This window comes from Pseudomonas putida, from assembly GCF_009883635.2.
GTDB lineage: Bacteria > Pseudomonadota > Gammaproteobacteria > Pseudomonadales > Pseudomonadaceae > Aquipseudomonas > Aquipseudomonas putida_W.
In genome coordinates this window covers 1205074-1230926 of sequence record NZ_CP026115.2, presented here as the reverse complement: position 1 = coordinate 1230926, position 25853 = coordinate 1205074, and the positions used below count along the sequence as shown (strand labels likewise).

The following is a 25853-nucleotide window of genomic DNA, read 5'->3' as shown; positions in this document are numbered from 1 at the left end:
ATGCAGACCCTGTTGCCGCTCAACCGCACAGCGCTGGAGCGGGCCATCGAAGTGGCGGCCGATGAGGACCTGAAGGTCAGCCTGCGCCTGCTCTACAGCCCGGACAGCTGCCCCGGGCACCTGCTTTATCACCTGGCCTGGGCCTGGTCGGTAGACCGCTGGGAAGACAGCTGGAGCGACGAGATCAAGCGCTCGGTGATCCGCTCGGCGTTCTTCGTCCACGCCCACAAAGGCACCCTCGGTGCGCTCAGGCGGGTGGTCGAGCCGTTCGGCTACCTGATCGAGGTACAGGAGTGGTGGCAAGCCACGCCGCCCGCGCTGGCGGGCACCTTCGCACTGAAGATCGGCGTTTCTGATGCGGGAATCAGCGAAAGCACCTACAAGGAACTGTCATCGCTGATCGATGACGCCCGGCCAGTCAGCCGCCACCTGACCGGCCTGGTGATCAGCCTTGAAAGCCGAGGTGCCATTCATGTCGGCTGCGCGATCCAGGACGGCGACGAACTGGACATCTACCCGCTGACGCCACGTGACATCGAGGTCATTGGCGTCGTAGGTCGGGGTGGCCGCGAACATACAATCGATACCTTGGACATTGCACATGGTTGACCAGACTTCTCAGTTCTACGCCATCCTCACCAATGTGGGCGCGGCGAAACAGGCCAATGCCGATGCCTTGGGCATTGCCTGGAAAATCACCCAGATGGGTGTCGGCGACGCCAACGGCTCCGACCCGAGCCCGAATGCCTCGCAGAAAGCGTTGATCAGCGAATGGCGCAGGGCACCGCTCAATCAATTGAAGGTCGATGACAAAGATACTTCGATCATCGTTGCCGAGCAGGTCATCCCGGCGGATGTCGGAGGCAAGTGGATCCGGGAAATCGGGCTCTACGACGCCGATGGTGACCTGATCGCAGTGGCCAATTGTGCGCCTACCTACAAACCACTGCTCAGCCAAGGCTCGGGTCGCACTCAGGTCGTACGCATGAACCTGGTGGTCTCCAGTACCAGTAACGTGCAGTTGAAAATCGACCCGGCAGTGGTCCTGGCCACTCGCGAATGGGTGACTGAAGAGCTGGCTCGCCAGGACTTCAAGCATTCGGTGGTTGTGGCAACCACGGCAAACATTGCGTTGAGCGGCTTGCAGGCGGTGGACGGCGTGACATTGCTGGCCGGCAACCGGGTCCTGGTGAAGAACCAGACGGCGGCCAAGGACAATGGCCTGTACGTCGCCGGTAGCGGTGACTGGACTCGCGCCTCGGATGCCGACACCAGCGCCAAGGTTACGCCGGGTTTGCTGGTACTGGTCGAGAAGGGCACGACCAATGGTGATAGCGCCTGGCAACTGGTCACCGACCCGCTCATCAGCCTGGGCGTATCGGGGCTGGCATTCGAAATGGCGTTTGGCCGCAGTGGTGTAGCGGCAGGCACCTATCGTAGCGTGACGGTCGACAAGTATGGGCGCGTAACGGCAGCCAGCAATCCGACCACGGTGGCGGGCTACGGCCTCACCGACGTGTACACCAAGGCTGCTGTCGACAGTGCATTGGCCCTCAAGGCACCCTTGGCCAGCCCTGTTTTCACCGGTTTGCCACAGTGCCCGACATTACCCCTTTCGGACAATAGCCTTGGACTGGTGAATACCAAGCATTTGCGCGACTCCTTGGGGGCGTTCGGTCTTGGGACTGCCTTTACCGGTACCATCCCGGCCACTGCCGAAGAGTTGAACTCACAGCCTTCTGGCAACTACTACTATCCGACAGCCACGTCGCCCTATCCAACTTACGCCTTTGTGCAGCGCCTTACCTACTCGAACAACCGAGGGTTCGAGATGGCCAATATCCCCTACACCGATCGGTTGTTCTTGCGATCAAGCAACAACGACGGCAGCTGGCGCGCACCTGTCGAGTTCGCACCACTCGGTAGCCCGGCCTTCGCAGGTGTGCCGACTGCTCCTACGGCGGCACTCGGCACTGGCAGTACTCAGTTGGCAAACACCGCTTTCGTTCGCAGTACCCTGGCGCAATACGGGATTGGCACCGCCGATATGCCGGACCTTTTGAACAAGGATCTCAATACCGTCTACGAAGGTGGTTTGTATTACGTCGGTACGGGGTGCACGCATCTACCTCCAAAAGCCACGGCTGGCTATCTGCAGGTGTGGGGCAATGCGTCGAATCACGGTGTGCAGAAGATGATTGTCGTCGGCGGTAACGAATGGAGCCGTACGGCCGTTGCGGGTGTCTGGAGCGACTGGAGTACGCTGGAGGGGGTGCCTCCAGGAGAGGTGACTTTCTTCGCCTGTGCTGCAGTGCCACGTGGTTATCTCAAGGCAAATGGCGCGGCAGTCAGCCGGGCCGAATACCCGGGGCTGTTCGCTGCCATCGGAACCACCTACGGGGTGGGCAACGGTACAACCACCTTCAACGTGCCGGACCTTCGAGGCGATTTCATCCGTGCGCTGGATGAAGGCCGAGGCGCGGACCTCAATCGCACGCTCGGGTCGTGGCAGGATCACCAGAACGCGAGCCATACCCATGCTGCAACCATTGCCACGGCGGGGGCGCATGTTCACTCGGTCAGCGGCACGGCTGCGGCAGCCGGCCAGCACACCCACGGTGCTCCACGTGCGCAGAACAACAACGTCGGTGGCGGCTCACCGAACTTCACTACTGCAAACCTGCAGAACGGCGACACGGCGCAGACCTATGCAGCCGGCCAGCACACTCACGACATCAGCGCGACGGCATGGACTGCCGGCGATCACACCCATGCCGCCACCGTGCTTGCCAGCGGTGGCAGCGAGTCGCGACCACGCAACGTTGCGTTGATTGCCTATATCAAGTACTGACGAGGCCACCATGGACGCCCCAACGATCTACCACGCGGACCCTTTCAACTGGCAATTCTGCGGGACCGGTACTGCCGACCCTGACCCGGTCGTGCTGGGCAACTGGCTGGTGCCGGCCCGCGCGTATCTTGATGCCCCTCCGCAGGCAGAAAAAGGCTATGCGGTCGTCCGCAATGGCGACCAGAGCGCATGGGAACTGGTCGAGGACCACCGCGGCGAGTTATTCAGCACGGTCACCGGCGAACCGCTGCTCTTCTTGCAGCTCGGGCCCTTGCCCGTCGGGCTGGCTCATGAGCCTCGCCCAGGGCCTTATCACCACTGGGACGGGCAGGCTTGGGTACTCGATAGCGCGGCTCAGCAGTTGGGCCTGCGCCAGGAAGCCTTGATCCAGCGCGACGAACGCCTGGTGCTCGCCAGTATGCGCATTGCGCCGCTGCAGGATGCCATCGACCTGGATCGAGCCACCGAATCGGAGCTTTCGCAGCTGCAGGCCTGGAAAACCTATCGGATCGAGCTCGGACGCATCGAGCAACAAACCGGTTTCCCAACCGACGTCGAATGGCCGCCGAGCCCTGAAGACGATCACTTACTCCCCTGACGCCCCGCACTGCCGGGGCGTTTTCTTTTCTGCTGTATCACTTTGGCCCCGTGTGACGGGGCTTCTTGTATCTGGAGATTTTATGAGCGGATTCTTCCACGGCGTCACCGTCACAAACGTTGACACCGGCGCACGCAGCATCGCGCTGCCTTCTTCCTCGATCATCGGCCTCATTGACACCTTCACCGAAGGTGCTGGCGCCACCGCCAAGGCCAACGACCTGGTACTGATCACCAGCGAACGTGAAGCCGTCGCCGCCTTCGGCGAGAACGCGGCGATCACCAAGGCCTGCCGCGCCATCTTTACCCGTGCCAAGGCAGTCATCGTCGCCTGTGGCGTGGCCAAGCTGGACGATGCCGCCGAGCAGACCGCCGCGATCATCGGCAGCGTTCAAGCCGACGGCAAGCGCACCGGCCTGCAGGCGCTGCTCGACGGCAAGAGCCGTTTCAACGCCCAGCCACGCCTGCTGGCAGCCCCGCGCCACAGCGCCTCCCAGGCGGTCGGCACTGCACTGGTGGCCCTGGCCGACAAGCTGCGCGCTATCGCCATCATCGACGGCCCGAACACCACAGACGAGGCGGCCATCGACTACGCGAAAAACTTCGGCGCCAAGCGCGCCTTCCTGGTCGACCCGGGCGTGCAGTATTTCGACAGCGGCGAGGAAGCCACCGTCGATGCGCCGGGCTCGGCCTGGGTCGCCGGCCTGTTCGCCTGGACCGACAGCGAATACGGCTTCTGGGCCTCGCCGTCGAACAAGGAGTTCGTCGGCATCACCGGCACCACCCGCCCGGTGGAGTTCCTCGATGGCGACGACAGCTGCCGCGCCAACCTGCTGAACAACGCCAACATCGCCACCATCATCCGCGACGACGGCTTCCGCCTGTGGGGCAACCGCACCCTGTCCAGCGACCCGAAATGGGCCTTCGTCACCCGTGTGCGGACCATGGACATCGTCATGGACGCGATCCTCTACGGCCACAAATGGGCCGTCGACCGCGCCATCACCGCCACCTACGTCAAGGACGTCACCGAGGGCCTGCAGGCCTTCATGCGCGACCTGAAGAACCAGGGCGCGATCATCAACTTCGAGGTCTTCGCCGACCCGGAGCTGAACACCGCCAGCGCGCTTGAGCAGGGCAAGGTGTACTGGAACATCCGCTTCACCGACGTGCCGCCTGCCGAAAACCCCAATTTCCGCGTTGAAGTCACTAACCAGTGGCTGACCGAAGTCCTCGATTCCGCTGCTTAAGGAGCACACTTACATGGCAATGATTCCCGAAACCCTGGCCAACCTGAACCTGTTCGTCGATGGTGTCAGCTTCCAGGGTGATGTACCCAACCTGACCCTGCCCAAACTCACCCTGAAGATGGAAGAGCACCGCCCCGGCGGCATGGACATGCCGGTCGAGATGGACCTGGGCATGGAGAAACAGGAAGCGGCCTTCACCACCACCGGCGTGCGCCGTGAAGCGCTGAAATTCTTCGGCCTGGCCGATGGCAGCGGCTTCAACGGTACCTTCCGCGGCGCCTTCAAGGGCCTCAAGGGCAAAATCACCCCGGTGGTGGTGACCCTGCGCGGCACTCTGAAGGAAATCGACATGGGCGACTGGAAATCCGGCGACAAGGCCGAGATCAAGCACAGCGTCGGCCTGAGCTACTACAAGCTGGAAGTCGATGGCCGCCTGCTCTACGAGATCGACGCGCTGGGCATGAAGCGCGTGATCGATGGCGTTGATCAGCTGGCGGCCCAGCGCGCCGCGCTCGGCTTGTAAGGGGGCGACCATGGCTCAAGCGAAAAAGCAGCCACAGTGGCTGACCCTGAGTGCCGACCGCGTCAGCGTACGCCTGTCGCGCCCCAGCGAAGCCAATGGCGTGCAGGTCGACAGCCTGTCGCTGCGCGCACCGACCGTGCGCGATATCCGCAATGCCCAGGCCGGTGGCGGCGTCGACGACGAGCAGCGCGAGCTGAACCTGTTCGCGTCGCTGGCCGAGGTCGGCATCAAGGACCTTGAAGGCCTTGCCCTGAAGGACTATAGCCGCTTGCAAAGCGGCTATTTTCGCCTGGTGCAGGACGACGAACTTTGACCCGGCCCGGCAGAAGGCCGCCGCCAGGCGGCTGGCCAAGGAGCTGAACTTTTCCGCGAGCGAAATCATGACCATGTCGTATGGCGACATGGTCTGGTGGCTCGCACCGTGACAAGGAGGAACCTATGGCGAACACACAGGTGTTCACCCTCGGGCTCGGCGTCACCGTCATCAACCCCTTGGGGCAGGCCATCGACCTGCTGCGCCGGGATGTCGAACGCCTGCGCAGGCAGGCCGGTGGCACCCGGCTCCGCCGGCTCATCGGCGAGGTAATCCGCCTGGGGTTGGAGCTCGGCAAGGTACGCCAGGTCGAACGCCAGCTGGCGCTGGACCAGCAACAGCAACATGACGATCAGATCGCCCGGCTGGGCGATGAGATCGAGGCCGTCGAGCGTTTGCGTCAGCATTACCTGATGCTGGACCGGGTGATTGCCGGGTTGGCGCGGTTGAAGCCGTTGCCTGGCCAGATGACGGTCAATGTCTTTCAGCAATGGCACGCTGTCTTGCAAGGGCAGGTAGCCCCCGCAGCGGGCAAGGTGAAAGCACCTGCACAGGAGCCCAAACCGGATGCTGGTGGCGCCTCGCTTACCCTTGGCAAAGGCCTTGCAATAACCGCCGGAGGCCTCGGTGCTCTGGGACTTGGAACAGCATACGTTCGCGCCTACCGCAAACAGTCGCCGGAAAAACAGCGAGCGATACGCGAACGTGGCTTGACGGAGTGGCGGGAAAACCGTGCCCAGGCTTTGGCCAAGGTCGCCAAGGCCGTGATCACTGGCGAGGATGGTGAAGAAATGGCACGCGGCACCGGCGCTGCGCTCGGCGACCTCGGTGGCCGTGCGCTGGGTGCTATGGGAGCCATGCTTTTCAGAGGCAAAGGTAAAGCGCTCGGCAAGGCCATCGGCACGGGTAAAAGTGCGGCTGCGGTTAAACCCCGACGCACAAGAAAAAGCCAACGCAAAGCCAACGCCAAGGAACAGCGAGAAGCCGCCAAGCAGCAGGCAGTGCAAGAGGCTGAAGAGAAAAAGCAGGACGAGGCCGCACAAAAGCGCTGGGCCGAAGCTGGCGGCCTGATTGGCGAGGCTGTGGGAGACAGGGCCGGTGGTGGGTTGTTCAACCTGCTCACGGAAGATGAAGACCCCGCGGCTTCTGGCAGCGAGGCGTCTTCGTTGACCGAGGGTCAATCTGAATCCCAGGTTGCACTGGCCTTTTCTCTGAGCAGTGCAGGAAAGCAGCTGTCGTCGGTTGGGAAATTCTTCAAACGCGTTCCGGTGGCTGCGGTGCTGGACACCTCATCGCAGGTGCTCGACACCTACCAGAGTGATGCCACGCCTGCAGAAAAACTGGAAGGTTATGGCCAGACCGTCGGCGGATTGGGCGGCACCTTGGCGGGATCTTCGGCTGGGTGGCTGGGTGGTGCTGCAGCCGGCGCCATGATCGGCTCGGTGGTGCCAGGCATAGGGACCGTGATCGGTGCCGCCGTCGGTGGTGCGCTGGGTAGTCTGGGCGGTGGGATATTCGGCGGTATGGCGGGTGAATTCGCAGGCGGCTGGCTCGGCAAAACCGTGGCCTCCGTCACCGGTAACGATGCGCCAGGCGCAAGGCCAGACGCTGTGAACTCTCCCGCCCAGGCAGCCCCTACTCAGGAGAGCGCTGGGTCACCTGCGACCTCCACACAGCAGTCACCGGCTACGGTGTCACCCACCATCAACCAGCAATTCACCTTCACCGCCAACATGCCGGTGACCTTCAACAACAGCCTCGACGACCCGACCACCCTGCAACAACTGGAAGCCATCGCCCGGCGCATGCTCGAAGACCTGATGCGTCAGGCGCGTTCAGTGCAGATGGCCGATCAACCCCAACCCTGAGGAGGACCCATGACCTACCTGGAACAGTTGCAAGGCGGCTTGCATGCACTGGTCAAGGCGGGCGAGGAGGGGCGTCGGCGTGCCGACGCCATGCTCGACCCGATGCAGCAGGCGGTCGGCCACGCCAAGGAGGCGGCCGCCGAACTCGAAGCCCTGCCATGGATCGGCAAGGAAATCGGTAAGCGCCTGCAACGCACGATGCGCGCCATCGACTCGGCCAAGCAGCGCGTCGACAAGGTGATCGCCAAGTACGACCAGACCCTGGCGGTGGTACGCAAGGTGCGTGACCAGGTCGATGCCTTTGCCGAGCACCTGGGCAAGGCCGGCGCGGCCATCCGCCGGGTGATCGGCGATGTGAAGGCGGTGGCCAAGGGCGTGCTGTCGACTTTCGGCTTCGCACCCGAGGCCACGCCGGCGGCCGAGGCGATCAAGCCGTTCCCGCACCTGCTGGTGCTGCAGCCCTTGAAAGCCAACGCCGCGCCTTACTACTTCAACCTCGACACCGCCGCCTTCGACCAGTTGCGCCGGCAGACGCGTTTTCGCTGGGCGGGGCAGGAGCGCCTGAGCCGGGAAAACGCCCAGCAGGCCGTCAGCCTGGGTGAAGAAACCATCAGCATCCACGGCGCGATATTCCCCGGTTTCAAAGGTGGCCTCGGGCAGTTGCAGGCCCTGCGCGGCATTGGCCGCCAGCTGCTGCCGCTGTCGCTGACCACCGGTTACGGCGAAGTGCTCGGTACCTGGTGCCTGACCAGCATCGAGGAAGACCAGGGCGCCTTGCTGGCCGGTGGCATTCCCCGCAAACAAGGCTTCTCACTGGAGTTCGTCAGCTATGGACAAGACCTGCAAAACGTCTGAGGGCGATGTGCTCGACACCCTCTGCCACCATTATTACGGGCACCTCGACGGCAGTGTCGAGGCGGTGCTGCAAGCCAACCAGGGGCTGGCCGACGAGGCCCAGCCGTTTCGCAGCGGGGTGATGATTCGTTTGCCGATGTTGGCGCTGGCGCAGGCCAACGTCGTGCAGCTGTGGGACTGATGCCATGCAACCGCAATTTCGCATTCAGGCCGACGGCAAGGACATCACTGCGCTGATCAACGACCGGCTGTTGCTGCTGCGCACCACCGACAAGCCGGGCATGGAGTCGGACGACTTCGAACTGCGCATCGACGCCCGTGACGGCGCCTTGGCGCTGCCCGCGCGCGGTGCGCTGATCGAGGTGCATCTGGGGTATGCCGGCCAGCCGTTGACCCGGCTGGGGCGATACACCGTTGATGAGATCGAATTGTCCGGCCCGCCCGACACCCTGGTGATCCGTGGCAAGGCCAGCGACCTGCGCGGCAAGGGCCGGACAATCCGCAGCGGCAGCTGGGAGGCCGTGCCGCTGCAGCGCATCGTCGCCGAAATCGGCGCACGCAATGGCTGGCAGGCGATCTGCCCGGTGCTCACCCAGGTGCCGAGGGTCGATCAGTACAACGAATCGGATTTCAACTTCATCACCCGCCTGGCCCTGCAGTACGACAGCACCGCCAAGCTCGCCAACGGCCAACTGCTGGTGCTGCCGCGCCAAGGCGGGCAGAGCGCCAGCGGCAAACCCCTGGGCGTGGTCGCTATTGCCCGTAGCGACGTGAGCCAGTGGTATTTCCGCCTGGACGACAAATCCGCGCGCAAGGCGGTGCGTACCCGTCACCAGGATAGTGCCAGCGGTGAGTTGTTGACGGTCGAGCTGGCCAATGACGGCGCTGCGGACGGCCAGCGGCCGGTGCACACCGACCGTCACCTGTACCCCAACCGCACCGCCGCCGAGCAGGCGGCCAAGGCGCGGCTGGCCAGCTTCAACCGCAGCACCGCCCATGTGCGCCTCGACCTGCCAGGGCGCACCGACCTGTTCGCCGAGCGCAGCATCGACCTGCAAGGTTTTGTCGATGGCCTTGACGGGCAATACCAGATCGACTCGGTGGAGCAGGTGTTCACCGGCTCGGGCTGGCGCACCACGGTGCAGGGCAATGGCGGCAAGACGGGCAAGGTCCAGGCCAAGGGCGCAGCGCCCCGCCGTCAGGCCGCGATCAAGGCTTGAGGACGATACAGGGAAGGAGTGACAGACATGCTCACTGAAACGCAATTGCTACAGATTTTGCCGAACTCCCGCCCTGTTGCGGGCGTTTTTCTTTCGGCACTGAACGTTACCCTGCCGCGCTGGGAAATCGACAACCCCAAGCGTGTGGCGGCGTTCATTGCCCAGGTCGGCCATGAGTCCGGCCAGTTCCGCTATGTGAAGGAGCTGGGCAACGACCGCTACCTGGCGCGCTATGACACCGGCAGCCTGGCCTTGCGCCTGGGCAACACGCCGCAGGCCGATGGCGATGGTCAGTTGTACTGCGGGCGCGGCCTGATCCAGGTCACCGGGCGCAACAACTATCAGGCCTGCAGCCGTGCGCTGTTCGGCGACGAGCGCCTGCTGGCGCAACCGCAGTTGCTCGAACAGCCGCGTTGGGCCTGCGAGTCGGCGGCGTGGTTCTGGCATTCGCGTGGGCTCAATGCCCTGGCTGACCGCGGTGAGTTCAACCGCATCACGCGTCATATCAATGGTGGGCTCAACGGGCTGGAAGATCGTCTCAAGCTCTGGGCGCGGGCGCGCGAGGTGTTGTGTTGAGCCGCTTGCAACTGGGCCTTGGCGCACTGCTGCTGTTGCTGTCCGCCGCGCTGGCCTGGCAGGTTCAGGGCTGGCGCTATGGGCGGCAACTGGCGCAGCAGGCGCAAGCCCAGGCCGATGCCGAGGCTGCCCGGCTGCTCGCCGAGCGCGGTCAGCGCCAAGCACTTGAGCAGCGCCTGGATGAAAGTGAAACCCGTCATTTCAAGGAACTTGCTGATGCGCAACAGTCTCAGGCCCGCCTGCGTGATCGCCTTGCTACTGCCGATCTGCGCTTGTCGGTCCTGGTCGAGCGGGGCGCCGTCTGTAACGCAGTGCCTGCCGCCTCCGGCACCGGCGGCGTGGATCATGCAACCGTACGCGCCGGACTTGAGCCGGCGCATGCTCGACGAATTATCGCCATCACCGATGAAGGGGACCGGGGGTTGATGGCGTTGCGGGCTTGTCAGGATTATGTGCGCGCCTTGCGGCCTTGATCCCTTGTCTGGCGGTGTCAGGGTGGTAGGGTAATGCGCAATCTTGAAGGAGCTTGTCATGGACCCGATCACCGTTCTCGCCACCCGCCTTGGCGAACACCTGCGCCGTTTCAGCGCGCAAGTGACCACCGCCGAATCCTGCACTGGCGGTGGTATCGCCGAGGCCATCACCCGGGTGCCCGGCAGCTCGGCCTGGTTCGAGGCGGGTTACGTAACCTATTCCAATGCCCAGAAAACCCGTCAGCTGAACGTGCCCGAGGCGCTGTTCGCCGAGGTTGGCGCGGTTAGCCAGGAGGTGGTGGAGGCCATGGCCCGTGGCGCCCAGGCCGCCAGCGGTGCACGCTTTGCCGTGGCCGTCAGTGGCGTGGCCGGGCCCGACGGTGGTTCGCCGGCAAAGCCGGTGGGGACCGTTTGGCTGGCCTGGGCCGATGGCGAGCAGGTAACCAGCGAACGCCGGCACTTCGACGGTGACCGCGAAGCCGTGCGCCGACAAACGGTGATCGCCGCGTTAGACGGCTTGTTACAGCTTGGTGCCGAGTAAATCGACAACAGGGGTTTGCTCGCGCGCTTGCCTGTGGAATAATACTGGCTACTTATACAGGTATTCCGGCCGTCAGGGCCAAGTCGAACACGTGAGGATTTCAATGGACGACAACAAGAAGCGCGCCTTGGCTGCGGCCCTGGGTCAAATCGAACGCCAATTCGGCAAAGGCGCGGTCATGCGCATGGGCGACCACGAGCGCCAGGGCATCCCGGCCATATCCACTGGCTCCCTGGGCCTGGACATCGCGCTCGGCATCGGCGGTCTGCCAAAAGGCCGTATCGTCGAAATCTACGGCCCGGAATCCTCGGGTAAAACCACGCTGACCCTGTCGGTCATCGCCGAAGCTCAGAAGAACGGTGCAACGTGCGCCTTCGTCGACGCCGAACACGCCCTCGACCCTGAATACGCCGGCAAGCTGGGCGTCAACGTCGACGATCTGCTGGTCTCGCAGCCGGACACCGGCGAACAGGCCCTGGAAATCACCGACATGCTGGTGCGCTCCAACGCTGTTGACGTGATCATCGTCGACTCCGTGGCTGCGCTGGTGCCGAAGGCCGAGATCGAAGGCGAAATGGGCGACATGCACGTTGGCCTGCAGGCCCGTCTGATGTCCCAGGCGCTGCGCAAGATCACCGGTAACATCAAGAACGCCAACTGCCTGGTCATCTTCATCAACCAGATCCGCATGAAGATCGGCGTGATGTTCGGTAGCCCGGAAACCACCACCGGTGGTAATGCCCTGAAGTTCTACGCCTCGGTGCGCCTGGACATCCGCCGTACTGGCGCGGTCAAGGAAGGCGACGAAGTGGTCGGCAGCGAAACCCGCGTCAAGATCGTCAAGAACAAGGTCTCGCCTCCGTTCCGTCAGGCTGAGTTCCAGATCCTTTACGGCAAGGGTATCTACCGCAACGGCGAAATCATCGACCTGGGTGTTTCTCAAGGCCTGGTAGAGAAGTCCGGTGCCTGGTACGCCTACCAAGGCAACAAGATCGGTCAGGGCAAGGCCAACGCGGCCAAGTACCTGGCAGAGAACCCGGCCATTGGTGCCGAGATCGAGAAGCAGATTCGCGAGAAGCTGCTCAAGGCCGGTGCTGTTGCCGAAGCTGGCAAGGCTGCTGCCGCTGAAGCTGATGCCGACGACATGGCTGACGCCGACGCCGGTTATTGATAGCAGCTGGTATGTCCGCCGTACTCGACACCCCCGTCGCCGTCAGGCGGACAGCCATGGACCTGCTCGCGCGCCGCGAGCATGGTCGCGTCGAGCTGACGCGCAAGTTGCGTCAGCGCGGTGCCCCGGATGAACTGATTGAGCCAGCGCTCGATCGGCTTGCTGAAGAAGGGCTGCTTAGCGAAGCCCGTTATCTCGAGAGTTTCATCCGATACCGTTCTGGCTCCGGCTATGGTCCTGCGCGTATTCGCGAGGAGCTTGGCCAGCGCGGGCTGAATCGAAGTGATATCGAGCAGGCCCTGCGTGACAGCGAAGTGGATTGGGCAGCGCTGCTGCAAGATACCTGGCAGCGCAAGTTCGCAGGGCTTCGCCCCCAGGACCCTCGAAGTCGCGCCCAGCAAACCCGGTTTCTTGCCTATCGCGGTTTCCCCATGGACATGATCGGTAGGTTGCTCAGCGGCCGGGATCTGGATGATTACTAGTCAAATGGCCTCATCGCTGGCGTGCCAGCGATGAGGCCATTTGCTTTATCACGAAAATTACCCTTCAGCTGACCTTCAACGCCTCCCGAGCCCGCTGGGTAGTATGCATTGGCTCCGGCTTGGCCCAGTTTTCCGGCACGTTGATGAAATCGACCAGTTCCCGCAGTCGCCCCTGGTCACGACCATTGAAGGCAAACGTCAGCCGCGTCAGATGGCTGAAGTTGCCCACTTCGTGTTCGGCACCGCTGTCGGCGTGTTGGTGATACCGGCCACTCAGGCGCAAGTCGGCAAACCCCTCCTGAATGTCATGCAGTGCGGCCTCGCTGAGCCGATGGTGCATGCGGATCACGAACTGGTTCTTCAGCCAGCGGCTGGAGTGGTAGTTGCTGTAGAACTGGTTGATTTCCTCGACGGCCTCATCGGCGCTGTGCACCAGGCGCAGCAGCTTCAAGTCACTGGGCAGGATGTAGCGGTTTTCTTCGAGCTGGCGGCTGATGAACGCCAGGCAGTCGCGCCAGAACGTGCCACCCGGTGAGTCCAGCAGTACCACCGGTACCAGTGGGCTCTTGCCGGTCTGGATCAGCGTCAACACTTCAAGTGCTTCATCCAGGGTGCCAAAGCCGCCGGGGCAGAGCACCAGTGCATCGGCTTCCTTGACGAAGAACAGCTTGCGAATGAAGAAGAAGTGGAACGGCAGCAGCTTGTCGGTGCCATCCACCGTGGCATTGGCATGCTGCTCAAAGGGGAGGGTGATGTTGAAACCCAGGCTATGGTCACTGCCAGCGCCTTCGTGGGCCGCCGCCATGATGCCGCCGCCAGCGCCGGTAATGACCATCAGTTCGGAGCGGGCGAGGGTCGCCCCCAGCTCACGGGCCAGGGCGTACATCGGGTGTTCCACGGGGGTGCGTGCCGAGCCGAACACGGTGACCTTGCGTCGCCCCCGGTAGCGCTGGAGCATGCGGAACGAGTGGTCCAGTTCGCGCAAGGCCTGCAAGGTGATCTTGGCGCTCCAGCGGTCGCTGTCGTCGTGGGCCATGCGCAAGACCGTGAGCATCATGTCGCGATATAGCGGCAGGTTGGGGCTGTCCGGCGCGACCAGTTGCAGTTGCTGGTCGATCTTGCTCAGGTCGATGCCGTGGTCCCTGAAGTGATTGAACAAGTGTTCATTCGATTGGTAAGGCATTCAACGTCTCCTTCTGCAGCAAAACCTCTGACCGGGCCCATGCTGTGGTCCGGCCGCGACACTACGTGTGTCGCTGGCTGCCGTGACTCGAGTGTGCATCCCGAGCATTGCAGTAGCCCTTCAAGACCGTGGACAGGGGGGCAGTCCAGCTGGTTGTTTTTCGGGCCTTCGCTATCAATCTAGACCGTTGCGGCTGATCGTGCTGGCGCGAACACAGTGGCCACTCGTCGGCCTGCGACCAGCTCCGGCGAGGGTTTGGTTAACTGGAGAAGCGAAACGTGTCGATGCAGGAGGTGGCGGTATGCATCGCTTGGTCATCGAGGTAGACCGGCAGCTCTACCAGCAGCTGGAACATGCAGCCCAGGATCACCATGTGAGCCTGGAAACAGAGTGTCGTCGCAGGCTTGCAACGCTTGAGTGCCAGTCACGCTACCTGCAGGCACTGCTGGCAGATATGCGCGCCGACGAAGAGCCGCGGCGCGCCGAGGGAGAGCGGGTTACCTAGTCAGTTCTTCTTATTGCCAGCGGTGCAGCTGGCAGCATCGAAGGCCTGGTCCATGACCGGCTGGTTGGTCTTGTAGACGGTGAAGCGATAGACCATCACCGCACCTTTGGACATGAGGTTACGGAAACCACTGTTGCGGCACACGCTGTCGCCCAACTGGCTGCGGACTTGGGCCGGATTTTGTTGCATGCGTGCGGCATGCTCGGCACGGACGCTGAGGTGGTTGACCAGCGCCTTGCCTTCAACGGTGTAGCCCTGATCGAGAATGTCTTCGTTGATGGCGCGAGGGGTGCCGACACTGCTTTCCGTGGCGACCTTCTGCAGCAGCTTGTTGAGCTCGAACTCCTGCTTGGAGGCAGCCTGGGCTGCCAGTGGCAGGGTGAGCAGCAGGCTCAGGGTCGGGACGATAAGACGCAGCATGAATCTCTCCTGGTTCGATGACTGGCGCTTTGACATGCGCCGGCGGCGGGCGTTCCATGAAACCCGCTGCAGCGCAGGCAATTCATGGTGGCCAATTGCGCCGATTATAAGGGACCGGTTGCTTGTGCTGCACGGCCAAATGGCGCCTGCTCTGGTAGACTGGCGTTTTGCACCTTCCGAGTCTTTGCAGTGTCCAGTCACAACCCGTCCACAGGCTTGCCAGCATGAGCCACGCGGTAGCACGCCTGCGTGCCGAGCGCCTGGCACGCAGCATCAAGCCTTTTATTGCCCGTGGTTCACGCGCCGAGCGTTGCCCCGATTGCCGGGTGATCGCCACCCATTGCCTGTGTGCGTGGAAGCCCAAGGTGCAGGCCGATTCCGGCGTGTGCCTGATCATGCATGACACCGAGCCATTGAAGCCGACCAATACTGGCTGGCTGATCGCCGACCTGATCGAAGACACAAGCGCTTTTGGCTGGCTGCGCACCTCGGTGGACGAAGGCCTGCTGGCGTTGCTCGACGACCCGCAGTGGCAACCCTACATAGTTTTCCCCGGCGAATTCGTCGCCCAGGAGCGGGTGGTCAGCGAGGTCGTGCGCGAACCCGGCAAGCGCCCGTTGTTCATCCTGCTCGATGCCACCTGGACCGAAGCCCGCAAGATGTTCCGCAAGAGCCCGTATCTCGATCGCTTCCCGGTGCTGAGCCTGCAAGCCGAGCAGATGTCGCGCTATCGCCTGCGCCGGTCCAAGCGCGACGATCATTTCTGCACCGCCGAAGTCGCTGCCATGTGCCTGGACCTGGCGGGTGACAACCAGGCGTCCGAGGCGCTGGATGCTTACCTTGACGTGTTCAGCCTGCATTACCTCAGTGGCAAGCGTCGCCTGCCGCTGGATGATCAGGATGACACCCACCAGCGTTTGCATACCTTCCTATAGTCCAAGGGGCATAAGTCTCACTTTGGTTCATAATGACGGGGCTGGCAGCCAGGGTGGGCGAGGCGGCAGGGTAGTTGGCTTGACCACCTCCAGCCGTGCTCGGCATCCTTGGCGCCGATTCCCCGCCAGGCGCTTCACTACCCCGCATGCGCCTGGCACAGAACAGGATCCATAGATCGATGGCCACATACGAAATCCTGATAGCCGATGACCACCCGCTGTTTCGTAGCGCTCTGCGCCAGGCCGTTACCCTCGGCCTGGGCGCCGATGTGCGCCTGGTTGAAGTGGCGAGCATCGCCGAACTGGAAACCCGCCTGAGCGAAAAAGCCGACTGGGACCTGGTCCTGCTGGACCTGAACATGCCGGGAGCCTATGGCTTCTCCGGGCTGGTCCTGCTGCGCGGCCAGTACCCGCAGATTCCGGTGGTTATGGTCTCGGCGCAGGAAGAGGCCGCCGTGGTGGTCAAGTCCCGCGAGTTCGGTGCCAGCGGCTTCATTCCGAAGTCCAGCGGCCTTGAAGTCATTCAGGATGCCGTGAGAAAAGTGCTCGATGGCGATGTCTGGTGGCCACCGCAAGCCTTCGAGAAGGTCGATGTCTCGGCCGAGGCCAAGGCCGCCAGCGAAGGCCTGGCCAGCCTCACCCCACAGCAGTTCCGCGTGCTGACCATGGTCTGCGAAGGTTTGCTGAACAAACAGATCGCCTATGAACTGAGTGTGTCGGAAGCGACCATCAAGGCCCATGTAACCGCCATCTTCCGCAAGCTGGGCGTGCGCACCCGCACCCAGGCGGCGCTGTTGCTGCAACAACTTGAATCGGTTGCCAGCAGCTGACAACCCCTGGATTCACGCTTTTTTGACCCGTGCCGCACTAGTCTGCTGGCCTTTCTGTTGTGAAGTGACTCACATGACATCGCCATTCAAGGGCCAGACCGGCCTGAAACGCATCTTCAACGCCGCCGGCTATTCGCTGGACGGCCTGCGCGCCGCCTTCAAGGGCGAGGCCGCCTTCCGCCAGCTGGTACTGCTCAACGTGCTGCTGATCCCGATCGCCTTCTGGCTACCGGTCAGTCGTGCCGAGCGGGCGATCATGATCGCCGTGTGCCTGCTCGGCCTGATCGTCGAGCTGTTCAACTCGGCAGTGGAAGCCGCCATCGACCGCATCTCGCTGGAGCGCCACCCGTTGTCGAAGAACGCCAAGGACATGGGCAGCGCCGCGCAGCTGGTGGCGTTGAGCATGGTTGCGCTGGTGTGGGGTGTGATTCTGATTTAAGCGATCGGCGGCAAGACGATCTCGTCACTGCGGGTAAAGCCCGCAGTGAAGTTGCGGCACAGCTCCAGGAATTCACGCATCGCCGAGGTCTGGTATTTCTGCTTGTGCCAGATGAAGTAGAACTGGCGCATCAGGTCCAGCTCCGGCGTCTCCACCGGCACCAGGCTGCCGCGGCGGAAGGCATCGCGCAGGGCCAGGCGGGAAATACAGCCGATACCCAGGCCCGACTCCACGGCACGCTTGATCGCCTCGGTATGTTCCAGCTCCAGGCGGATGTTCAGGCTGGTGCGGTGATGGCGCATGGCCTGGTCGAAGGTCAGGCGTGTGCCAGAACCCTGTTCGCGCAAGATCCAGGCCTCCTGCGACAAAGCTTCGACATCGGCGCGTCCGGCCTTGGCCAATGGATGTTGCGGTGCGCAGAACACCACCAGCTCGTCCTCGACCCACGGCTGCACCTCCAGATCCGGGTGGTTGCAGTCACCTTCGATCAGACCCAGATCAATTTCGTATTGCGCAACCTGGTGCACGATATGCGCAGTGTTCTGCACATGCAGCTTGACCTGGCTCTCCGGGTGTACCTGCATGAAGCTGCCGATCAGCAGGGTGGCCAGGTAGTTGCCGATGGTCAGCGTGGCGCCGACCGCCAGCGAACCGAAGCCGGACTTGCCGTTGAGCAGGTCTTCGATTTCCTTGGCCTGGTCGAGCAGGGCGACGGCCTGGGGCAGCAACTGATGGCCCAGGGCATTGAGCGCCAGGCGCTTGCCGGCGCGGTCGAACAGCTGGCAGCTCGATTGCCGCTCAAGTTCGGTAATGGAAGTGCTCGCCGCCGACTGTGAAAGCGCGAGCACGCTGGCAGCCCGCGACACACTCTGGTGCTGGGCCACGGCGACGAATACCTGGAGCTGACGAAGTGTAAATCGCATATCTATATAACCGATAACACATATCTTGATAATTCAGTTAACAGATATTCTCGCTGCCCCTAAACTATCGCGCAACTGTGCGTCTTGCGCGCTGCGTTTTCTTCAGGAGCCCCATCGATGAGCAACATGAACCACGAACGTGTCCTCAGTGTGCACCACTGGAACGACACCCTGTTCAGCTTCAAGTGCACCCGCGACCCGGGCCTGCGCTTCGAGAACGGTCAGTTCGTGATGATCGGCCTGCAGCAGGAAAGCGGCCGTCCGCTCATGCGCGCCTATTCCATCGCTTCGCCGAACTGGGAAGAGCACCTGGAGTTCTTCAGCATCAAGGTCCCGGATGGCCCGCTGACCTCGCAGCTGCAGCACCTGAAGGAAGGCGACGAGATCATCATCAGCAAGAAGCCAACCGGTACCCTTGTCCTCGACGACCTGAAACCGGGCAAGCACCTGTACCTGCTGAGCACCGGCACCGGCCTGGCGCCGTTCATGAGCGTCATCCAGGACCCGGAAACCTACGAGCGCTTTGAAAAAGTGATCCTGGTTCACGGTGTGCGTTACGTCAACGAAGTGGCCTACCGCGAGTTCATCACCGAGCACCTGCCGCAGAACGAGTTCTTCGGTGAGTCGGTCCGTGACAAGCTGATCTACTACCCGACCGTGACCCGCGAGCCGTTCGAGAACCAGGGCCGTCTGACCGACCTGATGCGCAGCGGCAAGCTGTTCGCCGATATCGGCCTGCCACCGATCAACCCAGAAGACGACCGCGCGATGATCTGCGGCAGCCCGAGCATGCTCGACGAGACCAGCGAAGTGCTCGACAGCTTCGGCCTGAAGGTCTCCCCGCGCATGCGCGAGCCGGGTGACTACCTGATCGAGCGTGCCTTCGTCGAGAAATAAGACGAACGCAGCAACGAAAAAACGCAGACCCGGGTCTGCGTTTTTTTATGCCTGCAAGGTGCTGATTTTCAGCCTTCCCGCACGACTTCCAGCACCTGGATCTGATCCGGTTGCGGGTAATGCCAGCGGACCTCAACATCCCAGAACTTTACCCCGTACACCCGTTCCGGCGGTGGCACCTGATAGGCCGGACGCGGGTCCTGCGCCAGGCATTGCTCGATCAGTTCCACCAGCGGCTCGCCAATGCGCAACCCATGCGCGTGGGCCTGGGGCAGGGCAGTGTCGCTCCAGCCAACGGCAATCGCCACCGGCGCATCACTGGCCATCAGGTTGCTTGCCCCGGCAACGCTGTCGGCGTAGGGGACATAGGGTTTGATGTCCAGTACTGGCGTACCGTCCAGCAGGTCGATCCCGGACAGCAGCAGGCGCCCTGGCTCCACGCCCTCCAGGCGTACCACCGATTGGCCGATGCCGTTGGGGCGATGGGTGGCGCGGGTGGCGAACACACCCATGCTCTTGTTGCCGCCCAGCCGTGGCGGGCGCACTTTCAGGCGCGGTTTGTCTTCCAGCGCCTGGTGGAACAGGAACAGCAACCAGACATGGCTGACTTGCTCCAGCCCTGCCACCGCATCGCCCTGATCGAACGGCGGCAGCAGTTCCAGCACCCCGCGGGCAGCTGGCGCCAGCTGCGGCTGGCGCGGGATGGCAAACTTCTCCTTGAAGCAGGAGCGGACGATGCCGACCGGTGCAACCGTATGCTGCATGGCCAATCAGCCGCGCACGCGCAGGGTCAGGCCCTTGAGGAAATTGCGCAGCAGCTGGTCGCCACACGGGCGATAGTTGTCATGCCCGACCTTGCGGAACAGCGCGCTGAGTTCAGGCTTGGACACCGGGAAATTGACCGTCTTGAGGATGGTGTGCAGGTCCTCTTCCTTGAGCTCGAAAGCCACCCGCAATTTTTTCAGGATGGTGTTGTTGGTCACCGGCAGCTCGACCGGCTGTGGTGGGCGGCTGTCGTCCTTGCCACGGCGATGGATCACCAGGCCGTCAAGGAAGTGCGCCATGACCCGCTCCGGGCAACGCACGAAACCGGCTTCGTCTTCCTTCTTCAAGTAGGTGGCGAGCACGATCGGGTTAACTTCGAGGCCGGATAGCGCGATGATTTCGGCCATCTTGGCGTCGTTCACCTTGAGCATGTAGCGCAGGCTGCGCAGGACATCGTTGTGGTTCATTGCTGCAAAATCCTGTTCAGTAGCCACGCCGGGGCGTGGCGTATTGCTTAGAAACGTTCGGTGGCTGCCAGGTAACGCCACTGTCCCACGGGCAGCTTGCCCATCGATACACCGCCCAGGCGAATGCGGCGCATGCCCAGCACTTCCAGGCGCAGGTAGGCACACAGCTCGCTGATCTGCCCGGGTTGCGGGTTTTTCACGACCAGGCGTAAGTGGGTCTCGTTCTGCCAGCTGGCCTTGGCCTTGGGCAGCTCCCGGTCATTACGCGTCGCACCGCGCGCCAGGCGCTCCAGGGCCTGAGGCGTGGTCTCACCGCGCACTTCGATGATGTATTCCTGCTCCATGCGGCGCAGGTCGGCGTCGATCTTGCGGGTGACGCGCCAGTCCTGGGTGAACACCTGCAGGCCGGTGGCGCCACGTTCCAGCGGCGCCAGGCAGGTCAGGCGGGCAAAGTGCCCGTGCAGGGGCCGTACGCCTTCGCGGTGGGCCTCGCTGAGGTTGCCCATGTTGATGCTGGCGCGGGCGGATTCGCTGTCGACACCGGCCGCTTGGTGCATCAGCAGGGTCACGGGGTCCAATGCCTCGGCGCGTGCTCCCGGCAGCAGTTCGACGCGCTGCTCGTCGACTTTGAACTGGGGCTGCTCGACCACCACGCCATCGACCGTGACCCAGCCTCCTTCGATGTACAGCTCGGCCTCGCGGCGGGAGCAACCAAGCTGCTCGATGAGGCGTTTGGACAGGCGGACGGGTTCGGACATGGGGCAATTCGCAAGGCAGGGAAAGACCGACATTGTACCTGCCTGTGCGCGGTTGATGATGGGAATCTGTGTCAAATGCACCGTTTTGGACGCAGACTACGGCATATTCGGACGCCGCCCTAAGACGCTGTAGGAATCAGCCTCATGTGCAGAAGGGGATAGGGCTGCCCCAAACCATCCTTTTCCGAGCGGCCGACCACTTCGAAGCCTTCGTGCAAGTAGAAGCCCAGGGCTTGCGGATTCTGTTCGTTGACGTCCAGGCGTTCGGCATTCAATTCGTCTATCGCATAACGCAGCAGGCGCCTGCCAACACCCTTGCCGCGGTAGTCCGGTGCGACGAACAGCATGTGCACACAGCCGTTGGCGACTCCGGCAAAGCCGCAGATGCGCTGGCGATCCTTGCAGCAGATCAGCATCACTGCGTCGAGGTAGCGGCGCAGTACCTGGTCGCGCAGCAGAAGGATGTAGGCCTCGGGAAGGAAGTCATGGGTCGCGCGTACCGAGTCTTCCCAGATCTGCACCAGATCGCTGTAGTCGCTGTAGCGCGGGGTGTGCAGCGTCAGAACCGAATGCATGCCGGTGTTCCTCCAAGGCGATAGGGCAAACATAGCAGGCCAACCACTGGTCGGCTTCTCCGCGCGTGGCTTGAAGCCTGGGGCGCAGAGGTCTATTAATTGTGCGTGGGAAAAATTCCCACGCTTAAAAGAAAGAACTTACAACAGATTCCCGGCTTGATTTGGCGTTCTCATGGCGAAGACCTGGAGACGGAAAATGCAAATCCACATGCTGTTCAAAAAGGCTCTACTGGCGGTTGCCGTTGCAGGCGTGCTGTCGACGGCCATCGTTTTGGTTCCAGATTCGATTTCTCATGGCTCCAGTGCCTATGCCAAGGATGGCGGCGGTGGTGGTGGCGGACACGGTGGCGGCGGTGGCGGTGGCGGTGGCGGTGGTGGTGGTGGCCACGGCGGTGGCGGCGGAAGTGGCGGCGGTGGCGGTGGTGGCCACGGCGGTGGCGGCGGAAGTGGCGGCGGTGGCGGTGGTGGCCACGGCGGTGGCGGCGGAAGTGGCGGCGGTGGCGGTGGTGGCCACGGCAGCGGCAGCGGTGGCGGCCACGGCGGTAGTGGCAGCGGCAGCGGCGGCCATGCTGGCAACAGTGGCAGCGGCCATGGTGAAGCAGGCCAGGGCCACGATGGCAGTTCAAACTCCGGTCGCAGCAGCAACCATGCTGAAGCGGGTGATGATCATGGCAATCACGTTGGCGGTGAGCCCGGTGAAGATCATGGCAATCATGTTGGCGGTGAGCCCGGTGACGATCATGGCAATCATGTTGGCGGTGAGCCTGGCGACGATCATGGCAATCACGTTGGTAGTGAACCTGGCGACGATAATGGCAACCATGTGGGTCGCGAACAGGGTGATGACCGCGGCGCTCATGCCGCCGGTGAAGTCGGCGATGACAACAGCAGAAGCTGATTGCTAGTGAACAGCCCGTACAAGACCCAGGGGACGGGTTTTGTATGAGCGGGTCTCGGGCGATGCAGCCCTATCACGCGTTTGCAGTGAGCGCCGACAGCTTTTTCTCATTCTTTTTGGGAAGTAGTTACAGTTCGTGCGGGATCTTTTCCCGCGTCGTATGCTGGGTTCAACTGTCAAGGAATGCGCTCCATGCAATCGCCCTCTATCCCCCCGTCCATGTTGAGCGCACTGCGCAGGGTCATGCGCCCCCTGATACGCCTGATGCTGCGCAAAGGGGTGACCTACACGATGTTCACCGACGTGCTCAAGGAAGTCTTCGTCGACGTGGCTCATCGCGAGTTTCGCCTGGACGACAAGGTGCCGACAGACAGCCGCATCAGCCTGCTTACCGGCGTGCATCGCAAGGATGTCCGACGGCTGCGAAGTGAAAACGACGCGGCTGACGCTGAGCTGCCGGAAAACATCACCTTAGGTGCGCAACTGGTGAATGTATGGACCACTAGCCTGCCGTTCTGCTCCGAGGCCGGGCAGGCGTTGGCGCTGCCACGGCTCGCCAGCGTTGGCGGCGATTGTTCTTTCGATGCCCTGGTGGCGAAGATCAGCACGGACATCCGCGGGCGGGTGGTGCTGGATGAGTGGCTGCGCCTGGGTATCGTTCGCCTTGATGATCAGGATTGCGTTCACCTCGAAGCCCAGGCATTCGTGCCGCAGAAGGGCTTCGAAGAGAAAGCCGCGTATTTTGGCCACAACCTGCATGACCACGCCTGCGCAGCGGTGCACAACCTCACTGGCGAAGGCGTGCCGTTTTTCGAACGCAGCGTGCACTACGATGCCCTGACTTCGGCCAGCGTCGGCACGCTGCGTGAAGCGGTCTCCAAGGATGGCATGCAAACCTTGCTGGCATTCAGCCGGTTGGCCGCCGAGCTGGAAAACACCGACGTGCCAAGCCACGAGGAACGCCAGCGCATTACCGTGGGGCTGTATTTCTACACTGAAGCCACCGACCCCGATTCGTCGAAGACAGCCGAATCATGACCCCCCTCGCGCGCTGCATCAGCCTCGTCGCACTCGCCCTGGGTTTCGGGCTGAGCCTGGTGGCGCCTGCCGAGGTGGTTGCAGCACCGGTTTGTGTCAGCCGTGATGAAGTGGGTATGGCTGGGGCTGCGGGCATGCAGTTCCCGGGGGGCACCGGTGGTACAGGCGCCAGAACCGGCGGTGTTGGCGGAACCGGCGTGCGCAATGACAACGGCGGGGTGGGTGGCACGGGGGCGCCGATCCAACGCCCAGGCGGTACCGGGGGCACGGGGATTGTCGGCACCATCACTGGGTTCGCTTCGATCTGCGTCAATGGCCAGGAAGTGCACTACGGCAAGGATGTACCGGTGAGTGAAAACGGTGCCCCTGCCAGCAGCGCTCATCTGGCGATCGGCCAGGTTGTCGCGGTGGAGGCCTATGGCACGCAGCGCGGCCTGCAAGCCGGGCGCATCGCGATTCTCAACGTTTACGAGGGGCCGCTGACGGCACTGCCGAATGCTTCGGGGCCACTGCGGGTCATGGGTCAACCTGTGCGCCTTGCCGCCGGGGCGCGTGTGGCGGAAGGGTTGCGCCCGGGCGAGCCGGTCAGGGTCAGCGGCCTGCGCGATGCGGCAGGTGAAGTGGTGGCTAGCCGTATCGAGCGGGCGCCAGAGCTCAGGGAGGCCAGTGCCATCGGTACTGTCGATCGCCCCGGCAGCCTGCAGGGGCTGAAGCTCGGGACCCGCGTGGCGCCGGCGCGGGAAATGCTGGTGCGCGGCCAATGGACCGGGAGCCAGCTGGAAGTCGCGCAAACCCGCGCTGACCCGAGCCTGCCGTTTGCTGGCAGGGTGCAGACTGCGGTGATCGAGGGGCTGGTGCAGCGCACCCAGGCGCGACAGCTGGTAGTCGGCGGCATCAACGTGACGCTGGGGCAGGATGCCGTGATCGTCGGCAAGCAGCCTTCTGCCATTGCGCTTGATCAACGGGTGCGGGTAAGCGGGGTATTCAGTGCCACGCACGAGCTACGGGCTTCCCGCATCGAGTTCGATGATGACCGAGGCGACCGTGCGGACAAAGGGCATTCCGGGCTTAACAGCGAGCACGGTACCAGCGGCTCGGGCAGCTCGAGCAACAGTGGCCAGAGTGAGCGTGGGACCTCTAGCAGCCGCAGCGAAGACAGTGACGATCACAGTGAACGGAGTTCGATCAGCGACTCCAGTGGCCATGACAGCGTTAAAAGTGAAGACAGGTCAGGAAAGTCAGGGCATGTCGACAGCGTGGAGCAACGCGAGACCAGCAACAGTGGCAGTTCCGATCGTGTGGAGAAGGTCGAGCATGTTGAGAAAGTTGAGCCCGAGAAAGTCGAGAAGGTGGAAAGGGTCGAGAAAGTAGAGAAAGTCGAAAAACCCGAGAAAGTCGAGAGGGTGGAGAAAGTCGAAAAGGTCGAAAGGCCTGAGAAAGTCGAGAAGGTGGAAAAAGTCGAAAAGGTCGAAAGGCCTGAGAAAGTCGAGAAGGTGGAAAAGGTCGAAAAGGTCGAAAAGCCTGAAAAAGTCGAGAAAGTGGAAAAAGTTGAAAAAGTAGAGAGAGTCGAAAAGCCCGAAACGATAGAAAAAGTCGAGAAGGTCGAAAAAGTAGAGCATCCGGAGCGGTCCGGGCGTTAGGCAACTAGGCTGGGTAAGCCCGATCACACTTCCCGACGGAACCCGAGGTGCAGATGAGACCCACGCTCCCTCTTTTCGCCTGCTTGCTGTCCTGTACCGGTGCGTCGGTCCAGGCCGATACTTTTAGCGCCTCCATTGGCATGGACTATTCGAGTGGCGACTATGGCACGGGTACCACCTCGGAAATCTGGTACGTCCCTGTGGTCGGCAAGTACGAAACCGGCCCCATGACCTACAAAGTCACTGTGCCCTGGCTGCGCATCACCAACCCTGAAGTAGGCCCCAATGGTGACCCCTTGCCCGGTGGATGCCATGCGGTGGAGAGCGGGCTGGGTGATACGGTTGCCAGCGCCGATTATGCACTGCTCGACGGCAGTGACGGCGGCCTGATGCTGGACCTCATCGGCAAGGTCAAATTCCCCACTGCAGATGAAAAAGAGTGCCTGGGCACCGGCGAGTACGACTATACCGGCCAGGTCGATATCGCCCAGGCATTCGGCCCGGTGACCGGCTTCGCAACCCTGGGCTGGAAGAAGTTCGGCGACCCGCCCGACAGCAATTTCAGGGATCCGATCTTTACCAGCCTGGGTTTTGCCATTCCTGTGGCGCAGGGCACCTCGGCGGGCGCCTCGTACGACTGGCGGCAAAAAGTTGTTTCGACAGGCTCGGAGATCCAGGAGCTGACCCTGTTCCTGACCCACAAGCTCAACCGGGAATGGAAGATTCAACTGTATGCAGTCAAGGGTTTTTCCGATGCCAGCCCCGATGCAGAAGCTGGAATGATGGTTTTTCACACCTTCTGACTTCTGACGAAAAAAAGCCCCTGCCGGGTATTTCCACATTGGGAATACCCGGCAGGG

The 25853-nt window shown here is 62.5% G+C and carries 31 protein-coding genes; 24 read left to right on the top strand and 7 right to left on the bottom strand.

Annotation, left to right across the window (positions count from 1 at the left end; all coding sequences use genetic code 11):
• The 15 genes from C2H86_RS05605 (at position 1) to recX (ending at position 12720) form a co-directional block, all read left to right on the top strand.
• Positions 1-609 carry a phage tail protein I gene (locus C2H86_RS05605; protein WP_159411762.1) on the top strand — a complete coding sequence of 203 codons (609 nt, stop codon included), beginning with the start codon at positions 1-3 and terminating at the stop codon, positions 607-609.
• Complete coding sequence (locus tag C2H86_RS05600) at positions 602-2851, top strand: phage tail protein (protein ID WP_159411761.1); 2250 nt, start codon at positions 602-604, stop codon at positions 2849-2851. Before C2H86_RS05605 ends, C2H86_RS05600 begins: the two co-directional genes overlap by 8 nt.
• Before the next feature lie 10 nt (positions 2852-2861).
• Entirely contained in the window at positions 2862-3449 is a 588-nt protein-coding gene (locus C2H86_RS05595) for a tail fiber assembly protein (protein WP_159411760.1), read from the top strand.
• A gap of 82 nt (positions 3450-3531) precedes the next feature.
• Complete coding sequence (locus C2H86_RS05590; RefSeq protein ID WP_159411759.1) at positions 3532-4698, top strand: phage tail sheath subtilisin-like domain-containing protein; 1167 nt, start codon at positions 3532-3534, stop codon at positions 4696-4698.
• Between the two features lie 13 nt (positions 4699-4711).
• The gene (locus C2H86_RS05585; protein ID WP_159411758.1) at positions 4712-5221 is read left to right on the top strand and encodes a phage major tail tube protein; all 510 of its coding nucleotides are present in this window, start codon (positions 4712-4714) and stop codon (positions 5219-5221) included.
• 10 nt (positions 5222-5231) lie between these two features.
• Positions 5232-5534: a phage tail assembly protein gene (locus C2H86_RS05580; RefSeq protein WP_110639803.1), complete on the top strand. Its 303-nt coding sequence runs from the start codon at positions 5232-5234 to the stop codon at positions 5532-5534.
• Positions 5535-5659: 125 nt separating this feature from the next.
• Positions 5660-7402 carry a hypothetical protein gene (locus C2H86_RS05575; protein ID WP_159411757.1) on the top strand — a complete coding sequence of 581 codons (1743 nt, stop codon included), beginning with the start codon at positions 5660-5662 and terminating at the stop codon, positions 7400-7402.
• A gap of 9 nt (positions 7403-7411) precedes the next feature.
• Positions 7412-8257 (top strand): phage tail protein, encoded by an 846-nt coding sequence (locus C2H86_RS05570; RefSeq protein ID WP_110639805.1) that lies wholly within the window; start codon positions 7412-7414, stop codon positions 8255-8257.
• Entirely contained in the window at positions 8232-8438 is a 207-nt protein-coding gene (locus C2H86_RS05565) for a tail protein X (protein ID WP_054885334.1), read from the top strand. Before C2H86_RS05570 ends, C2H86_RS05565 begins: the two co-directional genes overlap by 26 nt.
• 4 nt (positions 8439-8442) lie before the next feature.
• Positions 8443-9477 (top strand): phage late control D family protein, encoded by a 1035-nt coding sequence (locus C2H86_RS05560; RefSeq protein WP_159411756.1) that lies wholly within the window; start codon positions 8443-8445, stop codon positions 9475-9477.
• Between the two features lie 27 nt (positions 9478-9504).
• Entirely contained in the window at positions 9505-10053 is a 549-nt protein-coding gene (locus tag C2H86_RS05555; protein ID WP_159411755.1) for a glycoside hydrolase family 19 protein, read from the top strand.
• The gene (locus C2H86_RS05550) at positions 10050-10526 is read left to right on the top strand and encodes a lysis system i-spanin subunit Rz (RefSeq protein WP_159411754.1); all 477 of its coding nucleotides are present in this window, start codon (positions 10050-10052) and stop codon (positions 10524-10526) included. Before C2H86_RS05555 ends, C2H86_RS05550 begins: the two co-directional genes overlap by 4 nt.
• 58 nt (positions 10527-10584) lie before the next feature.
• Positions 10585-11067 carry a CinA family protein gene (locus C2H86_RS05545; protein WP_159411753.1) on the top strand — a complete coding sequence of 161 codons (483 nt, stop codon included), beginning with the start codon at positions 10585-10587 and terminating at the stop codon, positions 11065-11067.
• A gap of 103 nt (positions 11068-11170) precedes the next feature.
• Entirely contained in the window at positions 11171-12238 is a 1068-nt protein-coding gene (gene recA, locus C2H86_RS05540; protein ID WP_054883434.1) for a recombinase RecA, read from the top strand.
• 11 nt (positions 12239-12249) lie between these two features.
• Positions 12250-12720 (top strand): recombination regulator RecX, encoded by a 471-nt coding sequence (gene recX / locus C2H86_RS05535; protein WP_110637259.1) that lies wholly within the window; start codon positions 12250-12252, stop codon positions 12718-12720.
• Positions 12721-12784: 64 nt separating this feature from the next.
• Here the strand turns inward: recX and C2H86_RS05530 are convergent, their stop codons facing one another.
• Positions 12785-13903, bottom strand: a complete 1119-nt coding sequence (locus C2H86_RS05530) for an LOG family protein (RefSeq protein ID WP_159411752.1) — start codon at positions 13901-13903, stop codon at positions 12785-12787.
• A 301-nt stretch (positions 13904-14204) separates the two neighbouring features.
• Here C2H86_RS05530 and C2H86_RS05525 point away from each other — a divergent pair, with 301 nt between their 5' ends.
• The gene (locus tag C2H86_RS05525; RefSeq protein ID WP_159411751.1) at positions 14205-14408 is read left to right on the top strand and encodes a hypothetical protein; all 204 of its coding nucleotides are present in this window, start codon (positions 14205-14207) and stop codon (positions 14406-14408) included.
• On the opposite strand, the gene C2H86_RS05520 is transcribed toward C2H86_RS05525, so the two are convergent.
• Positions 14409-14828, bottom strand: a complete 420-nt coding sequence (locus C2H86_RS05520; protein WP_159411750.1) for a quorum-sensing-regulated virulence factor family protein — start codon at positions 14826-14828, stop codon at positions 14409-14411.
• A 224-nt stretch (positions 14829-15052) separates the two neighbouring features.
• Here C2H86_RS05520 and C2H86_RS05515 point away from each other — a divergent pair, with 224 nt between their 5' ends.
• The 3 genes from C2H86_RS05515 (at position 15053) to C2H86_RS05505 (ending at position 17032) form a co-directional block, all read left to right on the top strand.
• On the top strand, positions 15053-15763 hold the full coding sequence (locus C2H86_RS05515) for a tRNA-uridine aminocarboxypropyltransferase (protein WP_159411749.1): 711 nt from the start codon (positions 15053-15055) through the stop codon (positions 15761-15763).
• A gap of 179 nt (positions 15764-15942) precedes the next feature.
• Positions 15943-16593, top strand: a complete 651-nt coding sequence (erdR, locus tag C2H86_RS05510; protein ID WP_159411748.1) for a response regulator transcription factor ErdR — start codon at positions 15943-15945, stop codon at positions 16591-16593.
• A gap of 73 nt (positions 16594-16666) precedes the next feature.
• On the top strand, positions 16667-17032 hold the full coding sequence (locus C2H86_RS05505) for a diacylglycerol kinase (protein ID WP_159411747.1): 366 nt from the start codon (positions 16667-16669) through the stop codon (positions 17030-17032).
• Here C2H86_RS05505 and finR read toward each other — a convergent pair.
• Entirely contained in the window at positions 17029-17955 is a 927-nt protein-coding gene (finR, locus tag C2H86_RS05500; RefSeq protein WP_103445299.1) for a LysR family transcriptional regulator FinR, read from the bottom strand. The two genes, C2H86_RS05505 and finR, sit on opposite strands and share 4 nt — an antisense overlap.
• Positions 17956-18072: 117 nt before the next feature.
• Here finR and fpr point away from each other — a divergent pair, with 117 nt between their 5' ends.
• Positions 18073-18852 carry a ferredoxin-NADP reductase gene (gene fpr, locus C2H86_RS05495; RefSeq protein ID WP_159411746.1) on the top strand — a complete coding sequence of 260 codons (780 nt, stop codon included), beginning with the start codon at positions 18073-18075 and terminating at the stop codon, positions 18850-18852.
• A gap of 68 nt (positions 18853-18920) precedes the next feature.
• On the opposite strand, the gene tsaA is transcribed toward fpr, so the two are convergent.
• The 4 genes from tsaA to C2H86_RS05475 form a co-directional block, all read right to left on the bottom strand.
• Positions 18921-19616, bottom strand: a complete 696-nt coding sequence (gene tsaA / locus C2H86_RS05490; protein WP_159411745.1) for a tRNA (N6-threonylcarbamoyladenosine(37)-N6)-methyltransferase TrmO — start codon at positions 19614-19616, stop codon at positions 18921-18923.
• 6 nt (positions 19617-19622) lie between these two features.
• Positions 19623-20084 (bottom strand): DUF1456 family protein, encoded by a 462-nt coding sequence (locus C2H86_RS05485; RefSeq protein WP_159411744.1) that lies wholly within the window; start codon positions 20082-20084, stop codon positions 19623-19625.
• Between the two features lie 47 nt (positions 20085-20131).
• Entirely contained in the window at positions 20132-20842 is a 711-nt protein-coding gene (locus C2H86_RS05480) for an rRNA pseudouridine synthase (protein ID WP_159411743.1), read from the bottom strand.
• A gap of 119 nt (positions 20843-20961) precedes the next feature.
• A complete protein-coding gene (locus tag C2H86_RS05475) occupies positions 20962-21417 on the bottom strand; it encodes a GNAT family N-acetyltransferase (RefSeq protein ID WP_159411742.1) in 456 nt (151 codons plus the stop codon).
• 208 nt (positions 21418-21625) lie between these two features.
• On the opposite strand from C2H86_RS05475, the gene C2H86_RS05470 reads away from it, so the two are divergent.
• The 4 genes from C2H86_RS05470 to C2H86_RS05455 all read left to right on the top strand — a co-directional run bounded on the left by C2H86_RS05470 (position 21626) and on the right by C2H86_RS05455 (position 25796).
• The gene (locus tag C2H86_RS05470; RefSeq protein WP_163986009.1) at positions 21626-22315 is read left to right on the top strand and encodes a hypothetical protein; all 690 of its coding nucleotides are present in this window, start codon (positions 21626-21628) and stop codon (positions 22313-22315) included.
• 192 nt (positions 22316-22507) lie between these two features.
• Positions 22508-23353: a DUF6502 family protein gene (locus C2H86_RS05465; RefSeq protein ID WP_159411739.1), complete on the top strand. Its 846-nt coding sequence runs from the start codon at positions 22508-22510 to the stop codon at positions 23351-23353.
• Positions 23350-24993, top strand: coding sequence for a DUF5666 domain-containing protein (locus C2H86_RS05460; RefSeq protein ID WP_159411738.1), 1644 nt, complete (start codon positions 23350-23352; stop codon positions 24991-24993). Before C2H86_RS05465 ends, C2H86_RS05460 begins: the two co-directional genes overlap by 4 nt.
• A 53-nt stretch (positions 24994-25046) precedes the next feature.
• Positions 25047-25796, top strand: coding sequence for a hypothetical protein (locus C2H86_RS05455; RefSeq protein ID WP_159413060.1), 750 nt, complete (start codon positions 25047-25049; stop codon positions 25794-25796).
• Positions 25797-25853 lie beyond the last annotated feature (57 nt).

Coding starts and splice junctions, on each gene's coding strand:
- C2H86_RS05605 (WP_159411762.1), top strand. CDS start 1: ATGCAGACCCTGTTGCCGCTCAACCGCACAGCGCTGGAGCGGGCCATC.
- C2H86_RS05600 (WP_159411761.1), top strand. CDS start 602: ATGGTTGACCAGACTTCTCAGTTCTACGCCATCCTCACCAATGTGGGC.
- C2H86_RS05595 (WP_159411760.1), top strand. CDS start 2,862: ATGGACGCCCCAACGATCTACCACGCGGACCCTTTCAACTGGCAATTC.
- C2H86_RS05590 (WP_159411759.1), top strand. CDS start 3,532: ATGAGCGGATTCTTCCACGGCGTCACCGTCACAAACGTTGACACCGGC.
- C2H86_RS05585 (WP_159411758.1), top strand. CDS start 4,712: ATGGCAATGATTCCCGAAACCCTGGCCAACCTGAACCTGTTCGTCGAT.
- C2H86_RS05580 (WP_110639803.1), top strand. CDS start 5,232: ATGGCTCAAGCGAAAAAGCAGCCACAGTGGCTGACCCTGAGTGCCGAC.
- C2H86_RS05575 (WP_159411757.1), top strand. CDS start 5,660: ATGGCGAACACACAGGTGTTCACCCTCGGGCTCGGCGTCACCGTCATC.
- C2H86_RS05570 (WP_110639805.1), top strand. CDS start 7,412: ATGACCTACCTGGAACAGTTGCAAGGCGGCTTGCATGCACTGGTCAAG.
- C2H86_RS05565 (WP_054885334.1), top strand. CDS start 8,232: ATGGACAAGACCTGCAAAACGTCTGAGGGCGATGTGCTCGACACCCTC.
- C2H86_RS05560 (WP_159411756.1), top strand. CDS start 8,443: ATGCAACCGCAATTTCGCATTCAGGCCGACGGCAAGGACATCACTGCG.
- C2H86_RS05555 (WP_159411755.1), top strand. CDS start 9,505: ATGCTCACTGAAACGCAATTGCTACAGATTTTGCCGAACTCCCGCCCT.
- C2H86_RS05545 (WP_159411753.1), top strand. CDS start 10,585: ATGGACCCGATCACCGTTCTCGCCACCCGCCTTGGCGAACACCTGCGC.
- recA (WP_054883434.1), top strand. CDS start 11,171: ATGGACGACAACAAGAAGCGCGCCTTGGCTGCGGCCCTGGGTCAAATC.
- recX (WP_110637259.1), top strand. CDS start 12,250: ATGTCCGCCGTACTCGACACCCCCGTCGCCGTCAGGCGGACAGCCATG.
- C2H86_RS05530 (WP_159411752.1), bottom strand. CDS start 13,903: ATGCCTTACCAATCGAATGAACACTTGTTCAATCACTTCAGGGACCAC.
- C2H86_RS05525 (WP_159411751.1), top strand. CDS start 14,205: ATGCATCGCTTGGTCATCGAGGTAGACCGGCAGCTCTACCAGCAGCTG.
- C2H86_RS05520 (WP_159411750.1), bottom strand. CDS start 14,828: ATGCTGCGTCTTATCGTCCCGACCCTGAGCCTGCTGCTCACCCTGCCA.
- C2H86_RS05515 (WP_159411749.1), top strand. CDS start 15,053: ATGAGCCACGCGGTAGCACGCCTGCGTGCCGAGCGCCTGGCACGCAGC.
- erdR (WP_159411748.1), top strand. CDS start 15,943: ATGGCCACATACGAAATCCTGATAGCCGATGACCACCCGCTGTTTCGT.
- C2H86_RS05505 (WP_159411747.1), top strand. CDS start 16,667: ATGACATCGCCATTCAAGGGCCAGACCGGCCTGAAACGCATCTTCAAC.
- finR (WP_103445299.1), bottom strand. CDS start 17,955: ATGCGATTTACACTTCGTCAGCTCCAGGTATTCGTCGCCGTGGCCCAG.
- fpr (WP_159411746.1), top strand. CDS start 18,073: ATGAGCAACATGAACCACGAACGTGTCCTCAGTGTGCACCACTGGAAC.
- tsaA (WP_159411745.1), bottom strand. CDS start 19,616: ATGCAGCATACGGTTGCACCGGTCGGCATCGTCCGCTCCTGCTTCAAG.
- C2H86_RS05485 (WP_159411744.1), bottom strand. CDS start 20,084: ATGAACCACAACGATGTCCTGCGCAGCCTGCGCTACATGCTCAAGGTG.
- C2H86_RS05480 (WP_159411743.1), bottom strand. CDS start 20,842: ATGTCCGAACCCGTCCGCCTGTCCAAACGCCTCATCGAGCAGCTTGGT.
- C2H86_RS05475 (WP_159411742.1), bottom strand. CDS start 21,417: ATGCATTCGGTTCTGACGCTGCACACCCCGCGCTACAGCGACTACAGC.
- C2H86_RS05470 (WP_163986009.1), top strand. CDS start 21,626: ATGCTGTTCAAAAAGGCTCTACTGGCGGTTGCCGTTGCAGGCGTGCTG.
- C2H86_RS05465 (WP_159411739.1), top strand. CDS start 22,508: ATGCAATCGCCCTCTATCCCCCCGTCCATGTTGAGCGCACTGCGCAGG.
- C2H86_RS05460 (WP_159411738.1), top strand. CDS start 23,350: ATGACCCCCCTCGCGCGCTGCATCAGCCTCGTCGCACTCGCCCTGGGT.
- C2H86_RS05455 (WP_159413060.1), top strand. CDS start 25,047: ATGAGACCCACGCTCCCTCTTTTCGCCTGCTTGCTGTCCTGTACCGGT.